Raw genomic sequence first — 25102 nt, forward strand, 5'->3', positions numbered from 1 at the left:
GGAATCGAAGGCGCTGCCTCACGGGTCGCTCCTCCGGCGAAGGAGGATTCATGACCGAGCGGAGCGAGGGAATCGAAGGCGCTGCCTCACGGGTCGCTCCTCCGGCGAAGGAGGATTCATGACCGAGCGGAGCGAGGGAATCGAAGGCGCTGCCTCACGGGTCGCTCCTCCGGCGAAGGAGGATTCATGACCGAGCGGAGCGAGGGAATCGAAGGCGCTGCCTCACGGGTCGCCCCTCCGACGAAGGAGGATTCATGACTCTTCTGTCCGTCGAGGACCTGGTCGTCGACCACCACACCCCGGGTCGGCCGCCGGTCCGGGCCGTCGCGGGAGCGAGCCTCACCGTCGAACCGGGCGAGGTCGTCGGCCTGGTCGGCGAGTCCGGCTGCGGAAAGTCGACGCTCGCCCGCGCGGTCTGCGGGATCACCGCTCCCACCGGTGGTTCGGTCGCGTTCGAGGGCCGTCCGGTACGCCCGCTCGGCCTGCGCCGCCGCGATCCGGCGCTGACCCGGATCCAGATGGTGTTCCAGGACCCGTACGCCTCGCTCAACCCGCGCCGCAGGGTGGGGAGGCAGATCGCCGACGGGGTCCGCGGCGAGGCGACGCCGGGAGAGCTCCTGGAACGAGTCGGTCTCGACGCGGACATGGCCGGCCGTTACCCGCATGAGTTCTCCGGCGGGCAGCGGCAGCGCATCGCCATCGCCCGTGCCCTCGCCGCGGAACCGTCCCTGCTGATCGGAGACGAGCCCATCTCCGCGCTGGACGCCTCCGCGCAGGCGCAGGTCGCGGGGTTGATGCGGTCCCTCGCCGTCGAATCCGGCGCCGGGCTGCTGTTCATCAGCCACGACCTGTCGGTGGTCCGGCTGATCGCGGACCGGATCGCGGTGATGTACCTCGGCAAGATCGTGGAGATCGGCCGGACCGCCGAGGTCTGGGACGACCCGAAACACCCCTACACCCGGGCGCTGCTGGCCGCGATCCCCACGCCGGACGGCTCCGGCACGCTCCCCGCCGAGCTCCCCGGCGACGTTCCCAACCCGGCGGCACCGCCCTCGGGCTGCCGGTTCCATCCACGCTGTCCGAGCGCGATGGACGTCTGCTCCGTCCGGGAGCCGGTGCCCCTGGGCGGAGTGGCCTGCTGGCTCTACGACGCACCGGGCTCGGCCGCCGAGTGAGCGCGGAACGCCTGGACCGGCTCCGGTCCCTGCTCACCGCGCACGCCGTCGACGTGCTCGTCCTCCGGCCGTCGTCGAACCTGAGGTACCTCATCGAGGAGACGCTCCCGACCTTCCTCGTCGTCACGCCCGACGGCCCGCCGGTCCAGGCCGTCGACACGGATCGCGACGTGGTCGCGCTCGTCCCCGTCGGCGCGCGGGTCGCGGTCGATCCGCAGATGCCGGCCCATGAGCTGCTCGCCCTGCAGGCGGCGCTCGGCCCGGAGACGCCGATCGCCTCCGCCGCGCCGTTGCTCGCCCCCCTCCGGATGCGCAAGTCCGCCGAGGAGATCGAGGTGATGGACCGCGCGGCGAACGCGGTCGACCGGGCGCTGGTCGCGGCGCGCGACCTCACCTGGTCCGGCTCGACGGAGCGCGAGATGGCGCGGCGGCTGCGGGCCCTGCTGCTCGAGACCGGGCACGAGGAGATCATGTCCGTGGCCGTCGCGGCGGGGGAGAACTCGGCCGATCCCCACCATCGGCCCTCCGGCCGGGTGATCAACCCCGGTGACGCCGTCCGGGTGAACATCGGCGGCCGGTACGGCGGTTACTGTTCCGACACGGCGCGGATGTTCGTGGTGGCCGAGCCGCCCGAGGACTTCGAGGCCATGTACTCGGTGGTGCTCGCCGCCCAGACCGCCGCGTGCGAGGCGGTACGCCCCGGTGTCGCGGTCGGCGAGATCGACGCGATCGCCCGCGAGGTCATCGCGGACAACGGGTACGGCGCGTTCATCCTCCACCGAACCGGCCACGGCATCGGCCTCGACGAGTACGAGCCGCCCTACCTGACGCCCGAGGACGGAACCGTCCTCGACGCGGGTGTGACCATGTCGATCGGACCCGGCGTCTACCTGCCCGAGTTGTACGGGGCACGGATCGAGGACGTCGTCGTCTGCACCGACATGGGCGCCCGCCGGCTCAATCAGACGCCTCGGCTGCTCTCGGTGGTCGACCTGTAGCGCGTCCGGTTCAGACGCCGAGCGCGCGGAGGCCGGCGGCGACGACGGCCGCGACCACCAGCACGACGAGGAACGGAGCGCGCAGGAGCAGCGCGACGACGGCGGCGGCGAGGCCGGCCAGCCGGGGACCGTTCAGCTCCAGCGCGCGGCCGTGCGCCAGTGTCTGCACGGCGACCAGTGCGGTCAGCAGCGCGACCGGCACCAGCGCGGTGAACCGCCGCACCCGCTCGTCGTCCAGCACGCGCTGCGGGGCGACGAGCCCGGCGAGTTTGAGCGCGTAGCAGCCGAGTCCCGTCGCGAGGACGGCGATCCAGACGGCCATGACTCTCCTGTCTAGACTCTCGTGAGCTCTTCGGGGGCCGGGCGTACCGGGGGAGTGCGACGTACGATCCCGGCCAGCGCGGCGACCGCCGCCAGCATGATCGGCACGCCCGGCGGCAGCAGCGGCGTGGTCGCGACCGCGATGGCCATCGCGAGCAGCGCCACGATCCGCTCGGTGCCGCCGGAGGTGAGGCGGGGCCACAGCAGGGCGAGGAACGCCGCCGGGCCGACCACGTCGAGGCCGTACGTCTCCGGATTCCCCAGCCGGGCCGCGCCGAGCGCGCCGAACAGGGTGGAGAGGTTCCAGGTGAGGTAGAGGCTGATCGCGGTGGCCCAGAAACCCGCGCGGGCCGACCGGGGGGCGGGCTGGGCCGTGGCCACCGCGGTCGTCTCGTCGATGACCAGATGGGCGGTCAGCAGCCGGCGCCACCCGCGTACGCCGAGCGTCGGCGCGAGCCGCAGACCGTACAGGGCGTTGCGGCCGCCCAGGAGTACGGCGCCGAGGGCCCCGGCGATCAGGTTGCCGCCCCCGGCGACCACCCCGATCAGCGCGAACTGCGACGCTCCCGTGAACGCCACGACGCTCAGCGCGCAGGCCTGCGCCACGCCGAGCCCGGCGGCGACCGCGGCGGCTCCGAACGCCAGCCCGGACAGGCCGACGGCCAGGCCGACGCCCAGCCCGTCGCGGACGGCAGGACGTGTCTGCGAATCCATGCCCGCAGGCTAAGCGGCCCGACATCTACCGGTCTTGCACGAAATTGCAGTTCAGCCCGGCGCTGTTCGGCACCTCCAGGGCCGCCCGCCGACCGCGGCCGTGGCACCGCCTCCGGGACAGAGCCGCGGCGAGCGGCCGACCGGTCTCGGAGTCCGCGACGTTTCCGTACGGAAGGCACGGCGATCCGGCGGACGGAGCGGGATGAAGCGCCTCATACCGCTCGCGGAATTCGGGGTTGACCGAGCATCCCGTCCGCCCACCGAGCGGAAGAGCCGCTCGGGGCGATCGGACAGGCAGGCGCCGGGCGGGGCGGTCAAGATGGGGCGGCCGCGCGGGCTGTCGGGCACGGCGGCTGGGCGGGGTGGTCGGGTGAGGCGGCTGGGCGGGGTGGTCGGGTGAGGCGGCTGGGCGGGGTGGTCGGGTGAGGCGGCTGGGCGGGGTGGTCGGGTGAGGCGGCCGGGCGGCGTGGTGCCGGGCGGGGCGGTCCGCAACTCGCCGACGGACAGCGCGGTCCGGGGTTTGTCGGGCCCCGACTCTCCGACCAGGCCGACGATCTCCCCGTCGCGCACGTCCAGGTCCACGCCGGGCCGGAACGGCGTCCTGGACGCCTCTTCGGCGATGCCGATGTCGCCGAAGACACGGACCAGGACGGCCACCGCGCGGCCGTACTCCTCACGGAAGACCCGCTCGACCGACCTGGCAGGCCGACTCCGACCCGTCCTGGGCAAGATGGGGCGGCCGGGCGAGGCTGCCGGGCGCGGCGGCTGGGCGGGGCTGCCGCGCGGGTGGGCGGTCAGGCGGGGCGGCCGAGGAGGTAGGCGCCGGGCGGTACGCCGACGATCCGCTTGAAATGCCGGGTCAGGTGCGCCTGGTCGGTGAACCCGAGGTCGGCCGCGACCTCCGCGGGCCGGACGCCGACGTCCAGGAGGGCCCGGGCGCGCTGGACCCGCAGGTTGACCAGGTAGGCGTGGGGCGGCAGCCCGTACGCGGCCCGGAACGCGCGCAGGAGGGCGAACCGGCCGGTGCCGACCATGGCGGCCAGGTCGTCGAGGGACGGCGGGTCGGACAGCCGCTCGTGAAGGATCTCGCGGGCGGCGCGGACCGCCCGCGGCGGCGCGCCGCGTGGGACCGCCCGGGGCGGCCGGGCGGCGTGGCGGCGCAGGAGGCCGGCGAGCGCCCGGTGCAGCGTGGAGGAGGCCGCGAGCGCGTCGCCGCCGTCGGCGCTGTGGTGCACGGCGCGCAGCAGCCGGACGGCCTCCGGGTCGTCCAGCACCGTCTGGGGGAAGTAGGGCGTGCCGGACGGGGCGCCCAGCTCGGCGGCGATCTGCGCCACGACGTCGACCGTGGGGTACAGCACGCGGTAGCGCCAGCCCTCGGGGACGCCCGCGTGACCGGTGTGGACGACCTCCGGGTTCAGGAGCAGGAGCTGGCCGGTGGTCGCCCGCAGCAGCGACCCGGCGTGCTCGAACTCCTCCACCCCGGACTCGATCAGTCCGACGGTGTAGGTGGCGTGCGCGTGCCTGGCGTAGCGGTGGGTGACGTAACGGGCGCTGAGCAGGTCGACGCCCGGCTCGGCCGGGTGTCGCCGGTAGTGCGCGACCTCCCGGCTCATGGCACCGATGCTATCGGCGCCGCCGACGTGGCCGGCAGCACCACCGGCAGCCCGAACTTCGGAAAGAGCCGCAGGTCGAAGAACATGACGACGTGCGCGACTCCGGTCGGCCCGGGCGTGACCACCTGCAGCGCGAACGCGTGGTGCGCGCCGTCGGCGGCGCGCATGTAGACGGCGAAGGCCGGCTGGCCGTTCGCCCGGGTCGGGACCAACCGCATCGCGCCCGGGCCGTCGGCGGGGCACTGCTCGCCGATCAGCCGGCCGATGTTCTCCGCGCCCTGGTACCAGCCGGTGTAGGGCGGCATCTCCCAGACGGCGTCCGCGGTGAGCAGCTCCACGATGGCGGCGACGTCGTACTCCTCGAACGCCCGGACGTAACGGGCGAGCAGCGCGCGCTCCTCCGCCGACGTCGGCTCGGCCAGGTCCTCCGGCGGAGTCGCCACCTCGTCGAGCCGGGCGCGGGCGCGCTGCAGGATGCTGTTCACCGCCGTGGTGGTCGTGTGCAGCGCCTCCGCCACCTCGGCGGCCCGCCACTTCAGCACGTCGCGCAGGATCAGCACCGCGCGCTGCCGGGGCGGAAGGTGCTGGAGGGCGGCGATCAACGCGAGCCGGATGCTCTCCCGGGAGGCGACGATCGCGGCGGGGTCGGCGTGCTCGGCGCCGGCCATCGCGTCGGGGATCGGCTCCAGCCAGGGCACCTCGGACCGCTCGATCAGCGGGTCGTACGGGTCGGCGCTCGGCTCGCCGAGACCGGTCGGCAGAGGCCGGCGACCCCGGCTCTCCAGGGCGGTCAGGCACGTGCGGGTGGCGATCCGGTGCAGCCACGTCCGCAGCGAGGACCGGCCCTCGAAGCCGTCGTAGGAGCGCCACGCGCGCAGGTACGTCTCCTGGACCTGGTCCTCCGCGTCGTGCACCGAGCCGAGCATGCGGTAGCAGTGCGCCAGCAGCTCGCGCCGGTACGGAACCGCCTGTCGTAGGAAGTCGTCCTTGACCGCCTTGTCCGTGCTCATGGTGACCCCTCGAGTTCGTCGCTCCGGGTGACCGGCGACCCGCGGGCAAACGCCGCAGGCCCATCGTCCCGGTATACGCCCGCCCTACGACAGAACGGCACTGACTCGCCCGAGACCGTCGGTCTACCCGGAGGTGACGCGGGCCCGGTACCGCTGTGCGTCTCATTGGCCGAGACGAGGATTCCGCCGGGTGGCGACCCTCCGGTCGCCCCCGCTACTCTGGGCACGTGGATCGTCGCTATTTCGGGTTTACGCAGCCGGCTCCGGGTGGGCCGGTCGCCGTGACCTGAGCGACGACCCCCGAGCCGGCCAAGGCAGAGCCCCACGGGCTCTGCCTTTCGCTTTTCCACCGTGAGTGGGCGGCTCGGCTCCGGGCCCGCCCCGGAAGGAGATTCCGATGGACCTGCACGATCGGGACACCCCCGTCATGATCGCCGGACCGGCGGCCGACCCGGACGTCGCCGTGGTCAGCCTGCGCCGGCTGCACGGCCGGGCGAACGCCGCCGCCGAGCTGACCCGGGTACGCCGGTCGTACCACGGCCCGCTGCTCGTCGAGCCGTTCTCCGCCCTGGACCTGCCGGCCATCGTGACGCACGCGGACGGAGTCGTGGTCGGCGGCGCCTGGATGCAGGACTTCCAGCTCTTGCGGGCGGTGGCCCGTACGGGATGTCCCGTGGTCGTGCAGCGGGCCCCGGCGGCCACGCTCGAGGAGTGGCTGTCGGCCGCGGAGTACTGCGTCGCCGAGGGCAACCAGGACGTCGTCCTGTGCGAGACGGGCACGCGCACCCACCTGCCGCACGCGACCATCGACCTGTCGCTGGTCCGGGCGGCCGGACGGCACCGGCCCGTCCTCGCCGACGTCTCGGCCGCCCCGGACCTCGCCGTCGCGGCGCTGTCGGCGGGCGCGCGCGGACTGCTCCTGGGCGAGGATGCCGAGCCGGAGGTGGTGGCCGGGGTGCGGGCCAAGGCGGCGCTGCTCGGGGCCCTGACGCGCGACGACGTGCCGGAGACGATCCCCGACGCCCGGGCGGCGATCGACCGGGTCGACGCGGCGCTGGCGACGCTGCTGGAGCGCCGGGCGGAGCTGGCGGCCACCGTGCAGCGGCTCAAGCCGGTCGGCGGCTTCGCGGGCCGGGACCCGCGGCGCGAACGCGAGATCGTCGAGGCCATGGCGTCGCGCGCGCCCCGACTGGGCGCCGACCGGCTCGGCCGCATCATGACGGCCGTCATCGAGGCCGGCCTGGAGGCGTCCGAAGAGCGCGACCTCTCCCCGGCCTGACCGCCCCCGGCCCGCCCTTCCACCGCCCCGGCATACCCGGCCCGACGGCCGCCGCGGCGTGCCCGGCCCGGCCTCCACCGTCCTGACGTGCCCGGCCCGGCCTCCACCGTCCCGGCGCGCCCGGTCGTCCCGGCGTGCCCGGCCCGGCCTCCACCGTCCTGACGTACCCGGTCCGGCGTCCACCGTCTTAGCGTCCGCGGGTCCGGGGGCCTGGCGCGTCCGGGTGGTCGCCGGCGTGGTGGGTCCGGTTCGGGGGCGGCCCGAATGCTCGGCGAAGGTCGCCGCGCGGTGGAGCTTCGTCTGGGTTCGCCGGGAAGCTGACGCTGTCATGGCCGCGTTCGCCGAGCGTTCTGCCCGCCCCCGCTGGGGCCTCGGATCAGGGGGCGCGGCGGCCGGGGTTCGGGCGGCCTGGGGTGACCGGCCCGGGGTCCGCCGGTCCTGGCGTCCATTGGTCCGGAGGCCTGACGGGTCCGGGGCGCTGGAGTGGTGGGTGCGGTTCGGGGGTGGACCGAATGCTCGGCGAAGGTCGCCGCGCGGTGGAGCTTCGTCCGGTTTCGTCGGGAAGGCGACCCCGTCATAGCCGCGTTCGCCGAGGCTTCCGCCCGCCCCCGCCGGGACGGCTCCCGGATCAGGAGGGGCGCGGCGGCCGGGGTTCGGGCAGCCCGGGGGTGACCGGCCCGGGGTCCACCGGCCGGGGCCAGGGAAGGAACCTGGCGGCTTGGTATGCCCGGGTCGGCTTCCGCTGGTCCGGGGACGCCGGTGAATCTAGTGGTTCGGCCGGGGTGGCGGGTTTCCGTGTGGGGGCGTGCCGGATGCTCGGCGAAGGCCGCCGGGCGGTGGAACTTCGTCCGGTTTCGTCGGGAAGGTGGCCCTGTCATGGCCGCGTTCGCCGAGCGTTCGGCCCGCCCCGCCGGCCGTGGCGTCCGGCCCGGCGTCCACCGTGCCCCATTGGCCCTGGCGTGCCCGGCTCCCGCCGGTCCAGTGTGCCCGGCCTGGCGTCCACCGGTTCGGCGTGCTCGGTCCGGTGTCCACTGGTCCGGAGGCCTGACGCGTCCGGGTCGTCGGAGTGATGGGTCCGGTTCGGGGGTGGGCCGAATGCTCGGCGAAGAGAGCCTTGTGGTGGAAATTCATCCGGGCTCGTCGGGAGCGCGGCCCTGCCATGGCCGCGGTCGCCGAGCGTTCCGCTCGCCCCCGTCGGTCGCCGAGCGTTTCGCTCGCCCGCGCCGGTTGCCGAGGCTTCCGCTTGCCCCCCGCCGGGACAAGGGCCCGGGTCAGGGGGCGCGGCGGCTTCGGACGGCGCGCCAGCCGACGAACAGCACGACGGCGACACCGGGCAGGCACCAGAAGGCGATCTTGTTGGCCGTGTCCGCGAAGGCCATCAGGACGACGACCAGGACGAGGAACCCGAGCGTGACCCAGTTCGACACGGGGGCCCACGGCATCCGGAAGGACGGCCGCTCGATCTCGCCGCGGTCCGCCCGGGCGCGGAGGCGGAGCTGGCAGGAGATCAGGGTCGCCCACACGGCGACGACGCCGAGCGAGGCGATCGAAGTGGCGATGTCGAAGGCCATCTTCGGCACGACGTAGTTGAGGACCACGCCGAGGAGCAGCACGATCGAGGTGAACAGGATCCCGCCGTACGGCACATGCCGCGCGCTCATCCGTCCCACGAACCTCGGCGCCTCGCCCTTGACGGCCAGCGCCCGCATGACGCGGCCGGTGGAGTAGAGGCCCGAGTTGCAGGACGACAGGGCGGCGGTGAGCACGACCGCGTTCATGATGTCGCCGGCGCCGGGGACGCCGAGCCGCGAGAACACCGTGACGAACGGGCTCTCGTCCGCGCTGTAGACGGTCCAGGGCAGGACCATGGCGAGCAGCAGGACCGAGCCGACGTAGAAGATGCCGATCCGCCAGATCACGCTGCCGATCGCGCCGGGCAGCACCTTGCGCGGGTTCTCGGTCTCGCCGGCGGCGATGCCGACCATCTCGATCCCCGAGTAGGCGAACACGACCGCCTGCAGGCTCATCAGGACGACGGGCACTCCGTGCGGCAGGAAGCCGCCGTGCGCGGTGAGGTTGGAGACGCCGGCGTGATCGTCGCCGACGCCGGCGCCGGTGAGGACCAGCGCCAGGCCGACGAACAGGAAGACGACGATGGCGAGGACCTTGATCACGGCGAACCAGAACTCCAGCTCACCGAAGAGCCGTACCGACAGGAGGTTCACCGTCAGGAGCACGGCCAGGGCGACCAGGGCCGTGACCCACTGTGGGATCTGCGGCAGCCATTTGTGCACGTAGATGCCGGCGGCGGTGGTCTCGGCCACCCCGGTCATCGCCCAGTTGAGCCAGTACATCCAGCCGCTGGCGAAGCCGGCCCACGGGCCGATGAACTCCCGGGCGTACGTGACGAAGCTGCCCGCGCTGGGCCGGTGCAGGACCAGCTCGCCGAGCGCGCGCATGACGAAGAACGCCGCGATGCCGCAGACGGCGTACGAGAGGACGAGGCTCGGGCCGGCCGCGGCGAGCCTCCCGCCGGCCCCGAGGAACAGGCCGACGCCGATCGCGCCACCGATCGCGATCATGCGTACCTGGCGGTTGCCGAGGGACTGTATGTAGCCGGCGTCCTCGTCGCCGGGAGCGGTGCCCTGGTGGTCCAGTGCTGTCGACACGCAGCCTCCGATTTCCAGCGGGTTCCGCTCCCCCGAAAACCGCTATACGGGCACTGACCTTACAAGGTGGCGGAGCGTGTTCGCGCCGCGACACGGGCTTGGTCGATCCGCGGGCCGAAATGCGATAGACCCTGGTAGGTGAGGTGTACGCCGTCGTCCGGACCGCGGGCCGTGACCGGAGACGCCTCGTCTGGGGAGAGACATGGCCGACCGAAAACAGGTATAAACCGGACATCCGGAGTGTCGGGCCCCGGCGATCACTGCGGCACCGTTAGGCTCAGGGGACCCGGTCCCCGGCCGGCCCTTCACCCCCAGACGACGACTTCCGACGCGGCGCGTGCTTCGGGCACGCGAGGCGTCGCATGCCTGAAGGAGGCGCATCGCGCATGAGTGACTCGTTCGTGCATCTGCATGTGCACACCGAGTACTCCATGCTCGACGGGGCTGCCCGTCTCAAGGAGATGTTCGCCGAGGTCGACCGGCAGAAGATGCCGGCCATCGCGATGACCGACCACGGCAACACCCACGGCGCCTACGACTTCTACAAGCAGGCCACCGCGGCCGATGTGACGCCCATCGTCGGGATCGAGGCGTACGTCGCGCCGGCGTCCCGGTTCCACAAGGAGCCGGTGCGCTGGGGGGAGCCCAGCCAGAAGGGCGACGACGTCTCCGGTGGCGGCCACTACACCCACAAGACGATCTGGGCGCGCAACGCCGAGGGCCTGCACAACCTGTTCAAGCTGACGAGCCGGGCCTACACCGAGGGGTTCGTCCGCAAGTGGGCCCGGATGGACTTCGAGCTGCTGGCCGAGCACTCGGCCGGCCTCATGGCCACCACCGGCTGCCCGTCCGGCGAGGTCCAGACCCGGCTGCGCCTCGGCCACTTCGACAAGGCCCTGGAGGCCGCGGCCAAGTACCAGGAGCTCTTCGGCAAGGAGAACTACTTCCTGGAGCTGATGGACCACGGCCTCGACATCGAGCGCCGGGTCCGCGACGGGCTGATCGAGATCAGCAAGAGGCTGGGCATCCCGCCGGTCGTCACCAACGACTCGCACTACACGCGGGAGTCCGAGGCGTCCGCGCACGACGCGCTGCTGTGCATCCAGACCGGCAAGCAGCTGTCCGATCCGGGCCGCTTCAAGTTCGACGGGTCCGGCTACTACCTCAAGACCGCCGACGAGATGCGGGCGCTCGACACCTCCGACATCTGGGCCGAGGGCTGCCGCAACACCCTCGTCGTCGCCGAGCGCGTCGACCCGTCCGGCATGTTCGAGTACCGCAACCTCATGCCGCGGTTCCCGGTGCCGGAGGGCGAGACCGAGGAGTCGTGGTTCCGCAAAGAGGTCTGGCGGGGCATGGAGCGGCGCTTCCCCGAGGGGGTCGACGAGGAGCACCGCAAGCAGGCCGAGTACGAGATGGACGTCATCTGCCAGATGGGGTTCCCGTCGTACTTCCTCGTCGTCGCCGACTTCATCATGTGGTCGAAGAACAACGGGATCGCGGTCGGCCCGGGCCGTGGCTCGGCGGCGGGCTCGCTCGTCGCGTACGCCATGGGAATCACCGACCTGGACCCGCTCCCGCACGGCCTGATCTTCGAGCGGTTCCTCAACCCCGACCGCGTGTCGATGCCCGATATCGACGTCGACTTCGACGAGCGTGGGCGCGCCGACGCGATCCGCTACGTCACCGAGAAGTGGGGCGCCGACAAGGTCTCCATGATCGCCACCTTCGGCACCATCAAGGCCAAGGCCGCGATCAAGGACGCGGGCCGCGTCCTCGGCTTCCCGTACGCCCTGGGCGACCGCATCTCCAAGGCGTTCCCGCCGGCCGTCATGGGCAAGGACATCCCGCTGTCGGGGATCTTCGACGAGAAGCACCCGCGGTACGGCGAGGCCGGCGAGCTGCGCAAGCTGTACGAGGAAGAGACCGACGTCAAGCAGATCATGGATCTGGCGCAGGGCCTCGAGGGCCTGATCCGCCAGACCGGCGTGCACGCCGCCGGTGTGATCATGTCGGCGGAGCCGCTGACCGACCACATCCCGATCATGCGCCGTGACTCCGACGGCGTGATCATCACGCAGTTCGACTACCCGACCTGCGAGACGCTCGGCCTGCTGAAGATGGACTTCCTGGGCCTGCGCAACCTGACGATCATGCAGGACGCGCTGAAGGCCATCAAGGCCAACAAGGGCGTCGAGCTCGACCTGCTGAAGCTGCCGCTGGACAACAAGAAGGCGTACGAGCTGCTGGCTCGCGGCGACACGCTCGGCATCTTCCAGCTGGACGGCGGCGGCATGCGCTCGCTGCTGCGCCTGATGCGCCCCGACAACTTCGAGGACATCTCCGCGGCCCTCGCGCTGTACCGTCCCGGCCCGATGGGCGCCAACTCCCACACCAACTACGCGCTGCGCAAGAACGGCCAGCAGCCGATCACTCCGATCCACAAGGAGCTGGAAGAGCCGCTCGAGGAGATCCTCAGCACGACCTACGGCCTGATCGTCTATCAGGAGCAGGTCATGGCCATCGCGCAGAAGGTCGCGGGGTACAGCCTCGGACAAGCGGACCTGCTCCGCCGCGCGATGGGCAAGAAGAAGAAGGCGGAGCTGGACAAGCAGTACGCCACCTTCGAGTCCGGCATGAAGGAGAAGGGCTTCTCCAAAGAGGCGATCAAGGCGCTGTGGGACATCCTGCTGCCCTTCTCCGACTACGCGTTCAACAAGGCGCACACCGCCGGATACGGCCTGGTCTCGTACTGGACCGCCTACCTCAAGGCCAACTACCCGGCCGAGTACATGGCGGCGCTGCTCACCTCGGTCAAGGACGACAAGGACAAGAGCGCCCTCTACCTCAACGAGTGCCGCCGCATGGGCATCAAGGTGCTCACGCCCGACGTCAACGAGTCCGATTCGGACTTCACCCCGAAAGGTGACACCGAGATCCTGTTCGGCCTGTCGGCGATCCGCAACGTCGGCGAGAACGTCGTCGACGCGATCGTCAAGGCCCGCACCGAGAAGGGCCGCTTCACCGACTTCCAGGACTTCCTGCGCAAGGTGCCGCCCCAGGTGTGCAACAAGCGGGTCGTCGAGTCGCTGATCAAGGCCGGCGCGTTCGACAGCCTGAGCCACGAGCGCAAGAGCCTGGTCATGGTGCACGAGCAGGCCATCGACGCGATCATCGACATCAAGCGCAACGAGGCGATCGGGCAGGACTCGCTGTTCGGCGGGGGCGACGACGTGGTGGACACCACGTTCGACATCGCCATCCCGGAGGGGGAGTGGGACAAGACCACCCTGCTCGCCTTCGAGCGCGAGATGCTCGGCCTGTACGTCTCCGACCACCCGCTGCTCGGCATCGAGCACATCCTGTCCGCCAACGTCGACTGCTCGATCGCCGCGCTGACCGCCGACGAGCGGGCGGACGGGCAGATCGTCACCGTCGGCGGCCTGGTCTCGGGGCTGCAGCGGAAGGTCACCAAGAAGGGCGACTCCTGGGCGCTGACCACCCTGGAGGACCTCGAGGGCGCGATCGAGCTGATGATCTTCCCGTCGGCGTACCAGCTGTGCTCCACGCTGCTCGCCGAGGACGCCATCCTCGTCGTGAAGGCACGCCTCGACAAGCGCGAGGACACCCCGAAGCTGATCGCGATGGAGGTCACCCAGCCGGACCTGACGGTCAGCGACTCCGGCCGGCCGCTCACCGTCTCGATGCCGGTGACCCGGGTGACCCCGCCGGTCGTCCAGGGCCTGAAGGAGGTGCTGGGCGCCCACCCCGGCCAGACCGAGGTCCACCTGCAGTTGCAGAACGGCCCGCGGACCACGGTCGTCCGCCTCGACGACAAGCTCCGGGTCACGGCCTCACCGGCGCTGATGGGCGACCTCAAGCAGCTCCTCGGGCCGACCTGTCTGGTCTGAGCGGGCCCGGCCGCCGCGCGGACCCGCGCCGGCGGGCGGTCTTGATCGGCTCCTCAAGCCGATCCGTCTGGTCCGCGCGGAACGGCGCCGCCGCACGGACCGGCGCCGACGGGCGGACCGGCGTCGGCGGGCGGTCTCGAGCGGCGTTCCGGGCCGCCGGCTCGTCCCGGCGCGGCGGATCCGCTCACAGCGGCAGGACGTGGTGGCCCGGGCGGAACACGTCGTCCGGGTCCCAGGTCTGCTTGACCCGGCACAGGCCCGCGTGATCCTCCGGCGTGTAGGCGTCCCGCGTGCGGGTCGGGTCGGTGAGGAAGTTCAGGAAGGACCCGCCGGTCGCGTACGGCCGCAGCCGGCGGGCGAGGTCGTCGACGCTCGCGTCCACCCGGGCCCGTACGCCCGCGTCGCCGTACCCGGTCCCGCCGGGCCCGTACGGCGCGGTGGCGATCACCGAGAACGGCACGTCGCGGTGGCCCACCGGCCCGGCGTCCGGCGCGGGCCGCGCCATCGCCCCGCCCCAGTGCCGGACCTCGACCGCCGGCCCCGGCGCGTCGCCGAACGCCGCGTCCGGCAGCGTCCCGAGCACCGCGTCCGGTAGGTCCCGGAACAGGTCGAGGTGCTGGCGGACCGCCATCGGAGGCGACGACGCCCCGGCGAGCGCCGTGCCGGCCTCGGCGAACGTCATCGCCCGGAAGCCGTCCACCAGCGGCGCGCCCGCCGCCTCCAGCAGCGGCCCGAGCCGGCGTTCCGCCTCCTCGTACCCGCCCAGGTGGAAGACCCGGACGGCGAGGACCGGCCGGCCGCGCACCGGCTCGGGGACGGCCGGGACGTCCGGCATCCGCATGAGCATGACGGCCGTGTTCAGCTCGTCCGGTTCACCGGCCGCCCACTCCCGGTAGCGGGCGAGTGTCTCGGCCGCGTTGCCGGCGTCGTACAGGGACAGCCCCGCGTAGACGCGGCCGACGGCGTGCAGCCGGAGCTCCAGGGCGGTCACCACGCCGAAGTTGCCGCCTCCGCCGCGCAGCGCCCAGAACAGGTCCGCGTGGTGCTCGGCGTCCGCGGTCACGTGCTCGCCGTCGGCGGTCACCAGCTCGGCCGTCACGACGGAGTCGGCGGCGTACCCGTGCTTGCGGGACAGCCATCCGGTCCCGCCGCCCAGGGTGTACCCGGTGACGCCGACGAACGGCGTGCCCGACAGCGGCGCCAGGCCGAACGGAGCGGCCGCGGCGATCACGTCGGACCAGCGCGCGCCGGGACCGACGCGGGCGACGCACCGGTACGGGTCGACCCGCACGTCCGCCATCCGGCCCGTCGTGAGCAGCAGGCCGTCGGCAGGCGCGTGCGTGCCGTGTCCCGTCGCCTGGACGGTGAGCGGCAGCCCGCTCTCCCGCGCGGCGATGACCGCGGCCCGTACGTCACCGGGGCCGGTCGCCTCGGCGACGACCAGCGGACGGTGCTCGATCCGGAGGTTCCAGCCGGAGCGCGTCGCGTCGTACGCCGCGTCGCCGGGCAGGTGCACCGGCCCGGCGAAGGTGTCGCGCAGCGTGCGCGCGACCCCCTCCGGTCCGGCGGTCGTCGTAGTCGTCATGTCGTCCCGCTCCCCGTGAGTGTCGGCCGTCACCGGCGTGACGGCGGTCGCCTCTCGAACGGTGTCGATGCTCGCCGTCCGGCCGCCCCGCCGTCGTCGTACGGGGGACGGCAGTCGCGCTGCGGCGTCCGGCGCAGCGAAGGCCGGCGTACTCCCGGGGGAGTAGCGCGCGGCTCCCCTCTCAGGAGGAACCGGAGAAGGCGGCCGGCGGTTTACGCTGCCCGGATGGGGATCCAGCACCGGCTCAGTCCGCCCTTCTCCGACCTGATCATCGCGACGGCCGTGGCCGCCATCGCCCTGGTCGGCGCGGCCATCGCGCCGCCCGGACACACCGGGCTGGACGCCTTCGGCTACCTGCTCCTGCTGGCCGGGTCGTTCGCGCTCGTCGGGCGCCGCCGGGCGCCGGTCGTCGTGCTGCTGGTCACGACCGGGTGCGTCCTCGCCTACCTCGTCCGCGGCTACCCGGGCGTGGCCGCCGCGGAGCCGGTGATGGTCGCGCTGTTCACCGCCATGCGCGCCGGGCACCGGTTCGTCGTACTCGTCCCCAAGGCCGCCCTCGTCATCGCCGTGATCACCGATCTGACGCTGCACCACGGGGAACCGGTCCGGCAGGTGCTGCAGGACCGGTTCCTGCTGGCCGGGTGGCTGTTGGCCAGCGCGATGATGGGCGGCGCGTTCCGGCAGTGGGAGGCGTACGTCCGCGAGGCACGGGAGCGGGTGGCGGAGGCCGAGCGAACCCAGGAGGAGATGGCGCTGCGCCGGGCCGGTGAGGAACGCCTGCGGATCGCCCGCGAGCTGCACGACTCGCTGACCCACAGCATCTCCATCGTCAAGGTGCAGGTGGGGGTGGCGATCCACCTCGCCCGCAAGCGCGGCGAGCCGGTGCCCGAGGCCCTGCTGGCCATCCAGGAGGCCAGCGGTGAGGCGATGCGGGAGCTGCGCGCCACTCTGGAGGTGCTGCGCGACGGCGATCCCGGCGGCAGCGGGCTCGACCGGCTGCCGGACCTGGTGCGCCGGGCCCGGTCCGCGGGCCTGCCGGCCGACGTCACGGTCACCGGCCGGCCGCGTGACCTGCCGGCCGCGGTCGACCGCGCGGCGTACCGGATCGTCCAGGAGGCGCTGACCAACGTCGCCCGGCACGCCGGCCCGGCCGCCGCGTCCGTGCGCATCGGGTACGGCGGCGACACGCTGACGGTGCGGGTCGACGACGACGGGCGGGCCGCGCCCGGAGCGCCTCCGGAGCCGGGCGTGGGGCTGACCGGGATGCGGGAGCGCGTCACGGCGCTCGGCGGGGAACTGCGTGCCGAGCCCCGCTCCGAGGGAGGCTTCACCGTCCACGCCGAACTCCCGATCGCGGACGGGCCCCGGACGGACGGCCACCCGATCCCCGCGCCCGCCCCGAACCGCGCCGCCGACCGGGCCGCTGATCAGGTCGCCGCCGAGCAGGCCGCCGATCACGCCGTTCCCGATCACGCCGTTCCCGACCACGCCGCCGACCGGGCCGTGCCCGGCCGGGCCGCCGTCGTCCGCGGCGAGGAGGCGGCACTGTGATCCGCGTGCTGCTCGCCGACGACCAGGCGCTGATCCGCGCCGGGTTCCGTGCCCTGCTGCAGGCCGAGGACGACATCGAGGTGGTCGCCGAGGCCGCCGACGGCCGGGAGGCCGTCGCGCTCGCCGCCGCCCACCTGCCCGACGTCGCCCTCGTCGACGTGCAGATGCCGGTCCTCGACGGCATCGCGGCGACCCGCCGGATCACCGCCGACGAACGGATGTCCGGCGTCCACGTCGTCATGCTCACCAACTACGGGCTCGACGAGTACGTCTTCGACGCGCTCCGCGCGGGCGCGAGCGGCTTCCTCGTCAAGGACACCGAACCCGCCGACCTGCTGCACGGCATCCGCGTCGCCGCGCGGGGCGACGCGCTGCTCGCCCCTGCCATCACCCGGCGTCTGATCAGGGAGTTCGTGTCCCGGCGCCCGCCCGCCTCCCCGGACGTGATGGACGTCCTGACCAACCGGGAGCGGGAGGTGACCGCGCTGGTCGCGCGCGGGATGTCGAACGACGAGATCGCCGCGCACATGGTGATCAGCCCGACGACGGCCAAGACGCACGTCAGCCGGGCGATGACCAAGCTGCGCACCCGCGACCGCGCCCAGCTCGTCGTCCTGGCCTACGAGTCGGGCCTCGTGAGGGCCGGTGACGGCTCCGCCGCGCCGTGGGAGTCCGACCACTGACGCCCCGAACGTCCACCGTGGGCGCCGGCCGCGGTGCGGCGTCAGACCCGCGCGGCGCCGAACGTCCGCCGGTAGGCGGCCGGGGAGACCCCCACGGCCGCGTGCAGGTGCTGGCGCAGGGACGCCGCGGTGCCCAGGCCGGCGCGCCCGGCCACCTGGTCGATCGGCAGGTCGGTGGTCTCCAGGAGCCGCCGGGCCTCCTCGATCCGCTGGCGGACCAGCCACTGCGCCGGACTGAGTCCGGTCTCCGCCCGGAACCGGCGGGTGAAGGTGCGCACGCTCATCCCCGCCCGGCGCGCCAGCCGCGTGAGGTCGAGCGGCTCGTGCAGCCGCTCGAGGGCCCAGGCGCGGGTCTCCGCCGTCGATGAGCCCGCGGGCGCCGGCAGCGGTCGCTCGATGAACTGCGACTGCCCGCCCTCCCGCCACGGCGGCATCACCGAACGCCGGGCCGCGCGGTTCGCCACGGCGCTGCCGTGGTCCCGGCGGATGACGTGCAGGCACAGGTCGACCCCGGCCCCCACCCCGGCCGAGGTCAGCACGTCGCCGTCGTCCACGAACAGGACGTCCGGGTCCAGCGGCACCGCGGGGTGGAGCGCGCGGAACCGGTCGGCGTGCGCCCAGTGCGTCGTCGCCGGGCGGCGGTCCAGCACGCCCGCGGCGGCCAGCACGAACGCGCCGGTGCAGATCGACATGAGCCGCGCGTCCGGGCGCCGCCGGGCCAGGGCCGCGGCCACCGGCGGCTCCAGGGTGCCGTCCTCCAGCGCCGCGCCGCCGTGCACCCCCGGCACCACGACCGTGTCGGCCTCCGCGAGGATCTCCGGGCCGTGGTCGGGAACGGCCGCGAACCCGGCCGAGGTGCGCACCGGCCCGCCGTCCGGGGTGCAGACGCGGACCCGGTAGTGGGGTCGTCCGCCGGCGTCCCGCGCCGCGCCGAAGATCTGCGACGGAACCCCGAGGTCGAACGCGACGACGTCGTTCAGGGCGAGGACGACCACCTCATGCGGCATGGCCCGATTCTTTCATATGTTGGCTTTCGGGCCACTCGTCGCGGGAGCCGCCGGCGGCGAGACTCCATCGGGTGACCCAGACACTTCCCGACACACCGGTACGGACCCGCCCGCGCCCGCACCGTGCCTGGATCGTCGCCGCGGTGACCCTCATCGCGCTCGTCGGCGCCGCCGGGTTCCGCGCCACCCCCGGCGTCCTCATCGACCCTCTCCGCGCCGAGTTCGGCTGGCCACGGGGCACCATCTCCTCCGCCGTCTCGGTCAACCTCCTGCTGTACGGCCTGACGTCCCCGTTCGCCGCCGCCCTGATGGACCGGTTCGGGATGCGCACGGTGGTGTCCGCCGCGCTCCTGCTGGTGGCGGCGGGCAGCGGCCTGACGGTCTTCATGACCGCGCCGTGGCAGCTCGTCGCCTGCTGGGGCGTGCTGATCGGCCTCGGGACCGGATCGATGGCCATGGCCTTCGTCGCCACCGTGACGTCCCGGTGGTTCGTCGCGCGCCGCGGCCTGGTGACCGGCGTGCTCACGGCGGCCGGCGCGGCCGGGCAGCTGGTCTTCCTGCCGGTCCTGGCGCACCTGGCCCACATGCACGGCTGGCGGTCCGCCGCGGTGACCGTCTGCGTCGCCGCGCTGGCCGTCGTGCCGCTGGTCGTGCTCCTCCTGCGCGACCACCCCGCGGACGTCGGCCTCCCGCCGTACGGCGCCGACGAGATCGTCCCCAAGCCGCGCAACGCGGGGGCGGCGCGGCGGGCGCTCGGCTCGCTCGCCACGGCCGCCCGGAAGCCCGTCTTCTGGCTGCTGGCGGGCGGCTTCGCGATCTGTGGCGCGTCCACGAACGGCCTCGTCGGCACGCATTTCATCCCGGCCGCGCACGACCACGGCATGCCGGAGACGACCGCCGCGAGCCTGCTGGCCCTCGTGGGGATCTTCGACGTGGTCGGCACGATCTTCTCCGGCTGGCTCACCGACCGGGTCGACTCCCGGGTGCTGCTCGGCGTCTACTACGCCCTGCGTGGATGCTCGCTGCTCGTGCTGCCGAGCCTGTTCGCCCGGACCGCGCACCCGAGCATGCTCGTGTTCATCATCTTCTACGGTCTGGACTGGGTCGCCACGGTGCCGCCGACGGTCGCCCTGTGCCGGCAGCACTTCGGGATGACCGGACCGATCGTCTTCGGCTGGGTCTTCGCCTCCCACCAGATCGGCGCCGCGGCCGCCGCCGTCACCGCCGGCGTCATCCGGGACCGCCTCGGCGACTACGCCGCCGCCTGGTACGGCGCGGGGGCCCTGTGCCTTCTCGCCGCACTCCTGTCGATCCGGATCAAGAGACGGGTTATGGCAACGTAAAACGCTTTGCCTACTGTTTACCGAGACTTCGTACGAGCCGCTTACAGTGCGGAACGTGCCCGAGACGCTGGCCGAGGAGCTGCTGCTCCTCGCCTATGACCTGCGCGGAAAGTGCCGCATCGGCCCGGTCGAACTCGACTGCGGGGTCGCCGGCGCGATGCTGTCGGAGCTGAGGCTCGCCGACCGGCTCCGGCTGGACGGCGCGGTGCTGGCCGTCGCCGACGCCGAGCCCGTCGGCGATCCGATCCTCGACGGACTGCTCGCCGACATCGCGGCCTCGCCCCGCGGCCGGACCCCGCAGGAGTGGGTCACCCGGCTGCGCGCGACCGACCACCAGCAGCGGCTGCTGGCGCGCCTGGCCGACCACGGCCAGGTCGCCGTCGACCGCCACCGCCTCCACCGTACGCTCGGCGTCTTCGTCGAGACCCGCTATCCCGTACGGGACATCGTGGGGCTGTGGGAGGCTCAGCAGCGCGTGGTCGCGGCCGTCACGACGAGTGCGCCCGCCGACGTCCGTACCCTCGCCCTCGGCGCGCTGGTGGCCGGGGCGGGGCTGGGCAAGGCGGTGTTCGCCACGTCGGGGAACTGGCGTGTGCTCCGGGACCGGATGCGCGCGATGACCGAGGGCGACTGGATCGCCGACGCCGTACGCCGGGCCCTCGCCGTGGAACTCGGGAGCGTCTCCGTCTGACGAGGGTCAGCGGCCGGAAACGGTCATCGACAGGTCGGTCAGGCGATCCTGGTCGTCGAACAGCGCGACACAGGATCCGCCGTCCGGCAGCTTCGCGGTGATCGACGTCTCGGTCTGCCGGTACGGCAGGCGGTGGTGGCTGAAGAACCGCAGCACGGTCAGCCGGTGGTCGGCCGGGAAGAGCGAGAGGCCGCCGGTGATCAGCCGGGGCGCCGCGACGGAGTCCCACACGGTGCCGGGCACGGCCGGGTCGCGGACCGCGAAGTAGGCGACGCCGCCCTCGTAGCGGCCGGGGATCGTCCCGCGGAGGCCGAGGAGGCCGTTGGTGACCAGGGCGACCAGTTCGCCGCCGTTCTGCGCCGGCCCGTCGTACCAGGCCAGGTCCAGCTCGGGCGTCGCCATCTCGGGCACGCCGAGCCGGGAGCCCATGGGACGCGGATTCAGCACCGCCGGATGCTCCGGGCCGAACTGCGGATTGGCCCAGCCCCACAGCCAGCTGCGGTCCTTCTCGGCGAAGCTCCCGACCAGGGCGACGTGCAACGTGACGTCACCCTTGGTGTACGTGCCGCTCGCCAGGTCGGTGGTCCAGTCGCCGTCCGCCGGCAGTACCCCCGCCAGGACCTCCCGCTGCTGGGCGGCGACGGCCGCGTACGCGGCTCCGAGCCGCTCGAAGGCCGGGCTGAATCCAGACATGCCGGGCACACTATCTCAGAAGATGAAAGGACCGGAGCAGGCCAGGAGGGCGTCCAGGTTGAGGCGCTACGCTGCCTTGTTCACCGAACGCCGGGGGAGGGCGAGTGGCGAGCCGGATACGCATCGGACTGCTGGCGGCACTTGCGATCACGGTGCTGGGAGTGCCCGTCGGGCTGTTGTGGGTCGCGATCGCGCCCCGGACGGTCTACCAGGTCTCGGGCGGCAAGGGCCTCCTCGCCGATCCGGAGACCCAGACACTGATCGCGGCGGACGGCTGGTTCGCCGTGCTGACCGCTGCCGCGGGCCTGCTCTGCGGCCTCGCCGCCTATGTGCTGGCCGGGCGGGTGGGGGACCTGGGCCCGCTCGCGGGGATCGCGGCGGGCGGCGTCGCGGCCGCGGTCGTCGCCTGGCGGCTGGGGCACCTCATCGGCGAGAGCGCCTACCAGCACGCGCTGCGGACGGCCGGCGACGGGGCGCTCGCCCGCGCCCCGCTCGGCCTGCACGCCCTCGGCGTGGTCCTCGCCTGGCCGCTGACGGCGGTCGTGGTGTTCGGCCTGCTGGAGGCGCTGGACGTGGCGCACCGGGAGTCGCGCGGCCGGCTAGCCGCGGGCGATGCCGGCCGTCGACGCTCCGGTCAGCCGGACCAGGTCGGCGGGGGAGAGCTCGATCTGCAGGCCGCGCCGACCGGCCGAGACGTAGATGGTCGGGAACCCTGACGCGGAGGAGTCGACCACCGTCGGGAGCCGCTTGCGCTGCCCGAGCGGGCTGATGCCGCCACGGACGTACCCGGTGACGCGCTCGGCGTGCGCCGGGTCGGCCATCGCGGCGCGCTTGCCCCCGGCCGCGGCGGCCAGTGCCTTGAGGTCCAGCGAGGACGAGACCGGCACGACCGCGACGGTCAGGTCGCCGTCCACCTCGGTGACCAGGGTCTTGAAGAGCCGGTCGTGGGAGACCCCGAGGGCGTCGGCGGCGGCCTCGCCGTAGGAGTCCGCGTCCGGATCGGCCTCGTACGGGTGCAGGGTGAACTCGATTCCGGCGCGGGTCGCCGACACGGTCGCGGGCGTGCCCTTGCCGCCCGATCGCCGGTTCGATGCCACTTGTCTCTTTCCTTCCGGAGAGTCAGTTCGGGCTGACGGTGCCGCCGAGGAACTCCGACGCCGGCACGGCGGGGAACACCTTGAGGAGGAGGTTCTCCCGGCGCAGCAGGTCGTACTCCAGGTGGAGCCGGGTCGCGGCGTCCTCGGCCTGCAGCAGTCGCTGCTTGTCGTGGCGGTCCAGGACCATCGAGGCGGCGACCACGTAGGACAGCTGGACCGGCTGCTCCGGGAGGTCGTCGAGTTCGGTCACCTCGGCGCCGTGCTCGATCAGCCGGTCGCAGTAGCGATGGAACAGCCGGGTCACCGGCCCGGCGATCTCCTCGACGCCCGGACCGTTCTCCTCGGGCAGCATCGTCACGTCGGCGCGGAGGTAGCTCAGGGAGTCGTCGACGTCCTCGATCCGGAACCGCGTGCCGCCGCTGGTGACCACGTCGTAGCGGCCGTCGTCGTGCCGCTGGACCCCGCGGAGCTCCGCCGTGCAGCCGACCGCGGCGAGCCGGCGGGCGGCACCGGGACCGACCTCGTGGCCGAGCTCGATGGAGACGACGCCGAACCGGAAGGGCTCTTCGCCTTCGAGGAGGTCGCGCATGAGGTCGCGGTACCGCTCCTCGAAGATCTGGAGGGGCAGCACCAGCCCCGGGAACAGCACGGCTCCCAGCGGAAAGATCGGCAGCCGTTCGGTCACGGCGTTCAGCGTACGACGTCAGGACGGTCGCCGTCGCGCGGCTTCTTGTGATCTACAACGTAAAGGCGGTCGGCTCCGACGATCGACGACCAGTCGGAGGTCACCGGTCGGATGGTGTGACCGTAGTCACCTTGGACTAGATCGCGTCAACCGGCACACACCACCGCGAGCTGCGGGGTTACGGTCGGACGACCGCGCGGCCCCGGCCGCCGCGGTACGGCGGTACCTCCCGCCGACTTGTCGTTCGGAGGCCCTTATGTGGCTGAACATGTTGTTCTTGGCGATCGCCAGTCTTTGCGTCGGATTCATGCTCGGCTGGATCGTCGCCCGCCCCCGCCGCTGGGGCGGCTTCCCCACCGGCGGCCCGGCCGCCGCGGACCAGCAGGAGAACTGGGAGCAGTTCACCGGAGGCGCGCGGCCCGGCGCTTAGCGCCGAGGCCTAGGGTGTGCGCATGCGCATGCGCGTGTACGTCGTCGACGCCTTCACCGACCGGCCGTTCGCGGGCAATCCCGCCGGAGTCTGCCCGCAGACCGACCCGGCGGACGCGGGTTGGATGCAGCGCGTCGCGGCGGAGCTCAACCTGTCCGAGACGGCGTTCCCGCGCCCCGTCGAGAACGCTGACGCCGACTTCGAGCTGCGGTGGTTCACGCCCGCCGTCGAGGTCGCCCTCTGCGGCCACGCCACACTCGGCGCCGCGCACGTGCTGTACGAGACCGGGGCCGTCCCCGGCGACCGGCCGATCCGCTTCCAGACCCTGCACAGCGGCGTGCTGACCGTACGGCGGGAGGACGACCTGCTCGCCATGGACTTCCCCGCCGTCCCTCCGACGAAGGCCGACCCGCCCGCCGGCCTGGCCGAGGCCCTCGGCGTCGAGCCGCTCTGGACCGGGCGCAACGGCCAGAACGACGTCCTGGCCGTCCTCCCGGAGGCCGGGGCCGTCCGCTCGCTGCGGCCCGATCAGCAGGCGCTCGGCCGGATCGACGCCCGGGGGATCTGCGTCACCGCGCCCGGCGAGGACCACGACTTCGTGTCCCGATTCTTCGCGCCGAGGGTCGGAGTCCCCGAGGACCCGGTGACCGGCTCGGCGCACTGCATGCTGGCGCCCTACTGGGCCGAGCGCCTGGGCCGCACCGACCTGGTGGCCTACCAGGCGTCGGCGCGCGGGGGAGAGGTGCGCCTGTCGGTCCGCGACGACCGCGTCATCCTGCGCGGCGGCGCCGTAACCGTCATCGAAGGCACCCTCCGCGCCTGACCCTCGGCATCTTTCATGATCACTGGCACCTGCTGCCGATAGAGAGCGGCGACCGCCGGTGATCATGCCGGGCCGGGGAAAGGCCCAGGCGTACTGATCAGTGCAGCTCTACCCGTACGGTCCGGACCTCACGAGCGATCTTGGCGTCAGCGGTCACCAGCGGACAGTCGAGAAGCTCCGCCAGAGCCACATAGGTCGCGTCGTACGCGTTGAAGTCGCCGCGGAGATCCCAGGCACGGTCGCCCGTGACATCGTCGGAGTGACGGGTGAGCGGCAGGCTCTCCTTCACGATCCGTGCTCCCTCGGCCCTGGACGGGGTCACCTTGCCCGCCAGGAGCAGGCCACGCAGGGCACTGCGGAACTCGTAGTCGATCAATTGGGGGACATGGAGCTGCTCCTCGGCGACCACCGTGACCAGCTCCTTCGACGGTGACGCGCCGATCAGCGCCTCCACCAGGGCGGAGTTGTCGATGACGATCATGATTCGCGGGTCTTTCGAACCTCGGTGAGGATGTCCTCCCGGCTGGCTCCGCCGCCGAGCTCCTGGAGGGCGAGCAGTCTCTCCCGGACCTCGTCGGGCGTCGGCCGGGTCGCGATCTCGGTCAGGATCTGTGCCACGTAGGCGGACAGTGACATCCGGGCGCGGGCGGCCCTGGCTTTCAACTCGGCCACGGTCTCCTCGTCCAGGCCGCGAACCTGCAGTGTCTTGTCCATCTCCTCGTCCATGTCTCGAGAGATCTCAAGCATTTTGCATGTCCAGCATGCCAAGGCACCAAAGTGATGTCACTTGCATACTTCCTGACGTCTCGTTGGGTGAGACGGGC

23 protein-coding genes and 1 pseudogene are annotated in these 25102 nt (G+C 72.8%); 12 read left to right on the forward strand and 12 right to left on the reverse strand.

Annotated elements, in window-relative coordinates:
• The first annotated feature begins 254 nt into the window (after nucleotides 1-254).
• Together AB0K82_RS38690 and AB0K82_RS38695 are read left to right on the forward strand one after the other, a co-directional pair.
• Complete coding sequence (locus AB0K82_RS38690) at nucleotides 255-1175, forward strand: ABC transporter ATP-binding protein (RefSeq protein ID WP_364406928.1); 921 nt, start codon at nucleotides 255-257, stop codon at nucleotides 1173-1175.
• Complete coding sequence (locus tag AB0K82_RS38695) at nucleotides 1172-2173, forward strand: M24 family metallopeptidase (RefSeq protein WP_364406931.1); 1002 nt, start codon at nucleotides 1172-1174, stop codon at nucleotides 2171-2173. Before AB0K82_RS38690 ends, AB0K82_RS38695 begins: the two co-directional genes overlap by 4 nt.
• Nucleotides 2174-2183: 10 nt before the next feature.
• On the opposite strand, the gene AB0K82_RS38700 is transcribed toward AB0K82_RS38695, so the two are convergent.
• From AB0K82_RS38700 to AB0K82_RS38715, 4 genes are all read right to left on the reverse strand, one after another.
• Nucleotides 2184-2495, reverse strand: a complete 312-nt coding sequence (locus AB0K82_RS38700; protein ID WP_364406933.1) for an AzlD domain-containing protein — start codon at nucleotides 2493-2495, stop codon at nucleotides 2184-2186.
• Nucleotides 2496-2506: 11 nt separating this feature from the next.
• Entirely contained in the window at nucleotides 2507-3208 is a 702-nt protein-coding gene (locus tag AB0K82_RS38705; RefSeq protein WP_364406936.1) for an AzlC family ABC transporter permease, read from the reverse strand.
• Between the two features lie 794 nt (nucleotides 3209-4002).
• Complete coding sequence (locus tag AB0K82_RS38710) at nucleotides 4003-4821, reverse strand: AraC family transcriptional regulator (RefSeq protein WP_364406938.1); 819 nt, start codon at nucleotides 4819-4821, stop codon at nucleotides 4003-4005.
• Entirely contained in the window at nucleotides 4818-5831 is a 1014-nt protein-coding gene (locus tag AB0K82_RS38715) for a sigma-70 family RNA polymerase sigma factor (protein WP_364406941.1), read from the reverse strand. Before AB0K82_RS38715 ends, AB0K82_RS38710 begins: the two co-directional genes overlap by 4 nt.
• A 427-nt stretch (nucleotides 5832-6258) precedes the next feature.
• On the opposite strand from AB0K82_RS38715, the pseudogene AB0K82_RS38720 reads away from it, so the two are divergent.
• A pseudogene (locus AB0K82_RS38720) lies at nucleotides 6259-6687 on the forward strand (hypothetical protein); the annotation flags it as partial.
• A gap of 117 nt (nucleotides 6688-6804) precedes the next feature.
• Entirely contained in the window at nucleotides 6805-7110 is a 306-nt protein-coding gene (locus tag AB0K82_RS38725; protein WP_364407002.1) for a chorismate mutase, read from the forward strand.
• A gap of 1271 nt (nucleotides 7111-8381) precedes the next feature.
• Here the strand turns inward: AB0K82_RS38725 and AB0K82_RS38730 are convergent.
• On the reverse strand, nucleotides 8382-9779 hold the full coding sequence (locus tag AB0K82_RS38730) for an amino acid permease (protein WP_364406943.1): 1398 nt from the start codon (nucleotides 9777-9779) through the stop codon (nucleotides 8382-8384).
• 386 nt (nucleotides 9780-10165) lie between these two features.
• On the opposite strand from AB0K82_RS38730, the gene dnaE reads away from it, so the two are divergent.
• On the forward strand, nucleotides 10166-13690 hold the full coding sequence (gene dnaE / locus AB0K82_RS38735) for a DNA polymerase III subunit alpha (RefSeq protein WP_364406946.1): 3525 nt from the start codon (nucleotides 10166-10168) through the stop codon (nucleotides 13688-13690).
• A 184-nt stretch (nucleotides 13691-13874) separates the two neighbouring features.
• Here the strand turns inward: dnaE and AB0K82_RS38740 are convergent, their stop codons facing one another.
• The gene (locus AB0K82_RS38740) at nucleotides 13875-15275 is read right to left on the reverse strand and encodes an FAD-binding oxidoreductase (protein ID WP_364406949.1); all 1401 of its coding nucleotides are present in this window, start codon (nucleotides 15273-15275) and stop codon (nucleotides 13875-13877) included.
• A 225-nt stretch (nucleotides 15276-15500) separates the two neighbouring features.
• Here AB0K82_RS38740 and AB0K82_RS38745 point away from each other — a divergent pair, with 225 nt between their 5' ends.
• Entirely contained in the window at nucleotides 15501-16826 is a 1326-nt protein-coding gene (locus AB0K82_RS38745; protein WP_364406952.1) for a sensor histidine kinase, read from the forward strand.
• Nucleotides 16823-17509 carry a response regulator transcription factor gene (locus AB0K82_RS38750; protein WP_364406955.1) on the forward strand — a complete coding sequence of 229 codons (687 nt, stop codon included), beginning with the start codon at nucleotides 16823-16825 and terminating at the stop codon, nucleotides 17507-17509. Before AB0K82_RS38745 ends, AB0K82_RS38750 begins: the two co-directional genes overlap by 4 nt.
• Nucleotides 17510-17550: 41 nt before the next feature.
• Here AB0K82_RS38750 and AB0K82_RS38755 read toward each other — a convergent pair whose 3' ends face one another.
• Nucleotides 17551-18516: a helix-turn-helix domain-containing protein gene (locus AB0K82_RS38755; RefSeq protein WP_364406958.1), complete on the reverse strand. Its 966-nt coding sequence runs from the start codon at nucleotides 18514-18516 to the stop codon at nucleotides 17551-17553.
• A gap of 71 nt (nucleotides 18517-18587) precedes the next feature.
• Between AB0K82_RS38755 and AB0K82_RS38760 the strand changes: the two genes are divergently transcribed.
• Nucleotides 18588-19859 (forward strand): MFS transporter, encoded by a 1272-nt coding sequence (locus AB0K82_RS38760; RefSeq protein WP_364406961.1) that lies wholly within the window; start codon nucleotides 18588-18590, stop codon nucleotides 19857-19859.
• Nucleotides 19860-19914: 55 nt separating this feature from the next.
• Complete coding sequence (locus tag AB0K82_RS38765; protein ID WP_364406964.1) at nucleotides 19915-20550, forward strand: GPP34 family phosphoprotein; 636 nt, start codon at nucleotides 19915-19917, stop codon at nucleotides 20548-20550.
• A gap of 6 nt (nucleotides 20551-20556) precedes the next feature.
• On the opposite strand, the gene AB0K82_RS38770 is transcribed toward AB0K82_RS38765, so the two are convergent.
• Entirely contained in the window at nucleotides 20557-21243 is a 687-nt protein-coding gene (locus AB0K82_RS38770; RefSeq protein ID WP_364406967.1) for a DUF6882 domain-containing protein, read from the reverse strand.
• Nucleotides 21244-21347: 104 nt separating this feature from the next.
• On the opposite strand from AB0K82_RS38770, the gene AB0K82_RS38775 reads away from it, so the two are divergent.
• Entirely contained in the window at nucleotides 21348-21959 is a 612-nt protein-coding gene (locus AB0K82_RS38775; RefSeq protein ID WP_364406968.1) for a hypothetical protein, read from the forward strand.
• On the opposite strand, the gene ybaK is transcribed toward AB0K82_RS38775, so the two are convergent.
• The gene (ybaK, locus tag AB0K82_RS38780; protein WP_364406971.1) at nucleotides 21843-22340 is read right to left on the reverse strand and encodes a Cys-tRNA(Pro) deacylase; all 498 of its coding nucleotides are present in this window, start codon (nucleotides 22338-22340) and stop codon (nucleotides 21843-21845) included. The two genes, AB0K82_RS38775 and ybaK, sit on opposite strands and share 117 nt — an antisense overlap.
• 22 nt (nucleotides 22341-22362) lie before the next feature.
• Nucleotides 22363-23025: an LON peptidase substrate-binding domain-containing protein gene (locus AB0K82_RS38785; RefSeq protein ID WP_364406974.1), complete on the reverse strand. Its 663-nt coding sequence runs from the start codon at nucleotides 23023-23025 to the stop codon at nucleotides 22363-22365.
• A gap of 277 nt (nucleotides 23026-23302) precedes the next feature.
• Between AB0K82_RS38785 and AB0K82_RS38790 the strand changes: the two genes are divergently transcribed.
• Nucleotides 23303-23455 carry a hypothetical protein gene (locus AB0K82_RS38790; protein WP_364406976.1) on the forward strand — a complete coding sequence of 51 codons (153 nt, stop codon included), beginning with the start codon at nucleotides 23303-23305 and terminating at the stop codon, nucleotides 23453-23455.
• 28 nt (nucleotides 23456-23483) lie between these two features.
• Nucleotides 23484-24278, forward strand: a complete 795-nt coding sequence (locus AB0K82_RS38795) for a PhzF family phenazine biosynthesis protein (protein WP_364407005.1) — start codon at nucleotides 23484-23486, stop codon at nucleotides 24276-24278.
• Nucleotides 24279-24375: 97 nt separating this feature from the next.
• On the opposite strand, the gene AB0K82_RS38800 is transcribed toward AB0K82_RS38795, so the two are convergent.
• Entirely contained in the window at nucleotides 24376-24759 is a 384-nt protein-coding gene (locus AB0K82_RS38800) for a type II toxin-antitoxin system VapC family toxin (RefSeq protein WP_364406979.1), read from the reverse strand.
• Nucleotides 24756-24992 (reverse strand): antitoxin, encoded by a 237-nt coding sequence (locus AB0K82_RS38805; RefSeq protein WP_364406982.1) that lies wholly within the window; start codon nucleotides 24990-24992, stop codon nucleotides 24756-24758. The genes AB0K82_RS38800 and AB0K82_RS38805 overlap by 4 nt, the downstream gene beginning before the upstream one ends.
• Nucleotides 24993-25102: the final 110 nt, after the last annotated feature.

It is taken from the genome of Actinoallomurus sp. NPDC052274 (assembly GCF_040679475.1).
Classification (GTDB): Bacteria; Actinomycetota; Actinomycetes; order Streptosporangiales; family Streptosporangiaceae; genus Actinoallomurus; species Actinoallomurus liliacearum.

Excerpts from the sequence above, each read along its gene's own strand:
- AB0K82_RS38770 (WP_364406967.1), bottom strand. The coding sequence starts at position 21,243 with ATGTCTGGATTCAGCCCGGCCTTCGAGCGGCTCGGAGCCGCGTACGCG.
- dnaE (WP_364406946.1), top strand. The coding sequence starts at position 10,166 with ATGAGTGACTCGTTCGTGCATCTGCATGTGCACACCGAGTACTCCATG.
- AB0K82_RS38740 (WP_364406949.1), bottom strand. The coding sequence starts at position 15,275 with ATGACGACTACGACGACCGCCGGACCGGAGGGGGTCGCGCGCACGCTG.
- AB0K82_RS38805 (WP_364406982.1), bottom strand. The coding sequence starts at position 24,992 with ATGGACAAGACACTGCAGGTTCGCGGCCTGGACGAGGAGACCGTGGCC.
- AB0K82_RS38700 (WP_364406933.1), bottom strand. The coding sequence starts at position 2,495 with ATGGCCGTCTGGATCGCCGTCCTCGCGACGGGACTCGGCTGCTACGCG.
- AB0K82_RS38800 (WP_364406979.1), bottom strand. The coding sequence starts at position 24,759 with ATGATCGTCATCGACAACTCCGCCCTGGTGGAGGCGCTGATCGGCGCG.
- AB0K82_RS38745 (WP_364406952.1), top strand. The coding sequence starts at position 15,501 with ATGGGGATCCAGCACCGGCTCAGTCCGCCCTTCTCCGACCTGATCATC.
- AB0K82_RS38715 (WP_364406941.1), bottom strand. The coding sequence starts at position 5,831 with ATGAGCACGGACAAGGCGGTCAAGGACGACTTCCTACGACAGGCGGTT.
- AB0K82_RS38705 (WP_364406936.1), bottom strand. The coding sequence starts at position 3,208 with ATGGATTCGCAGACACGTCCTGCCGTCCGCGACGGGCTGGGCGTCGGC.
- AB0K82_RS38690 (WP_364406928.1), top strand. The coding sequence starts at position 255 with ATGACTCTTCTGTCCGTCGAGGACCTGGTCGTCGACCACCACACCCCG.
- AB0K82_RS38710 (WP_364406938.1), bottom strand. The coding sequence starts at position 4,821 with ATGAGCCGGGAGGTCGCGCACTACCGGCGACACCCGGCCGAGCCGGGC.
- AB0K82_RS38795 (WP_364407005.1), top strand. The coding sequence starts at position 23,484 with ATGCGCGTGTACGTCGTCGACGCCTTCACCGACCGGCCGTTCGCGGGC.
- AB0K82_RS38755 (WP_364406958.1), bottom strand. The coding sequence starts at position 18,516 with ATGCCGCATGAGGTGGTCGTCCTCGCCCTGAACGACGTCGTCGCGTTC.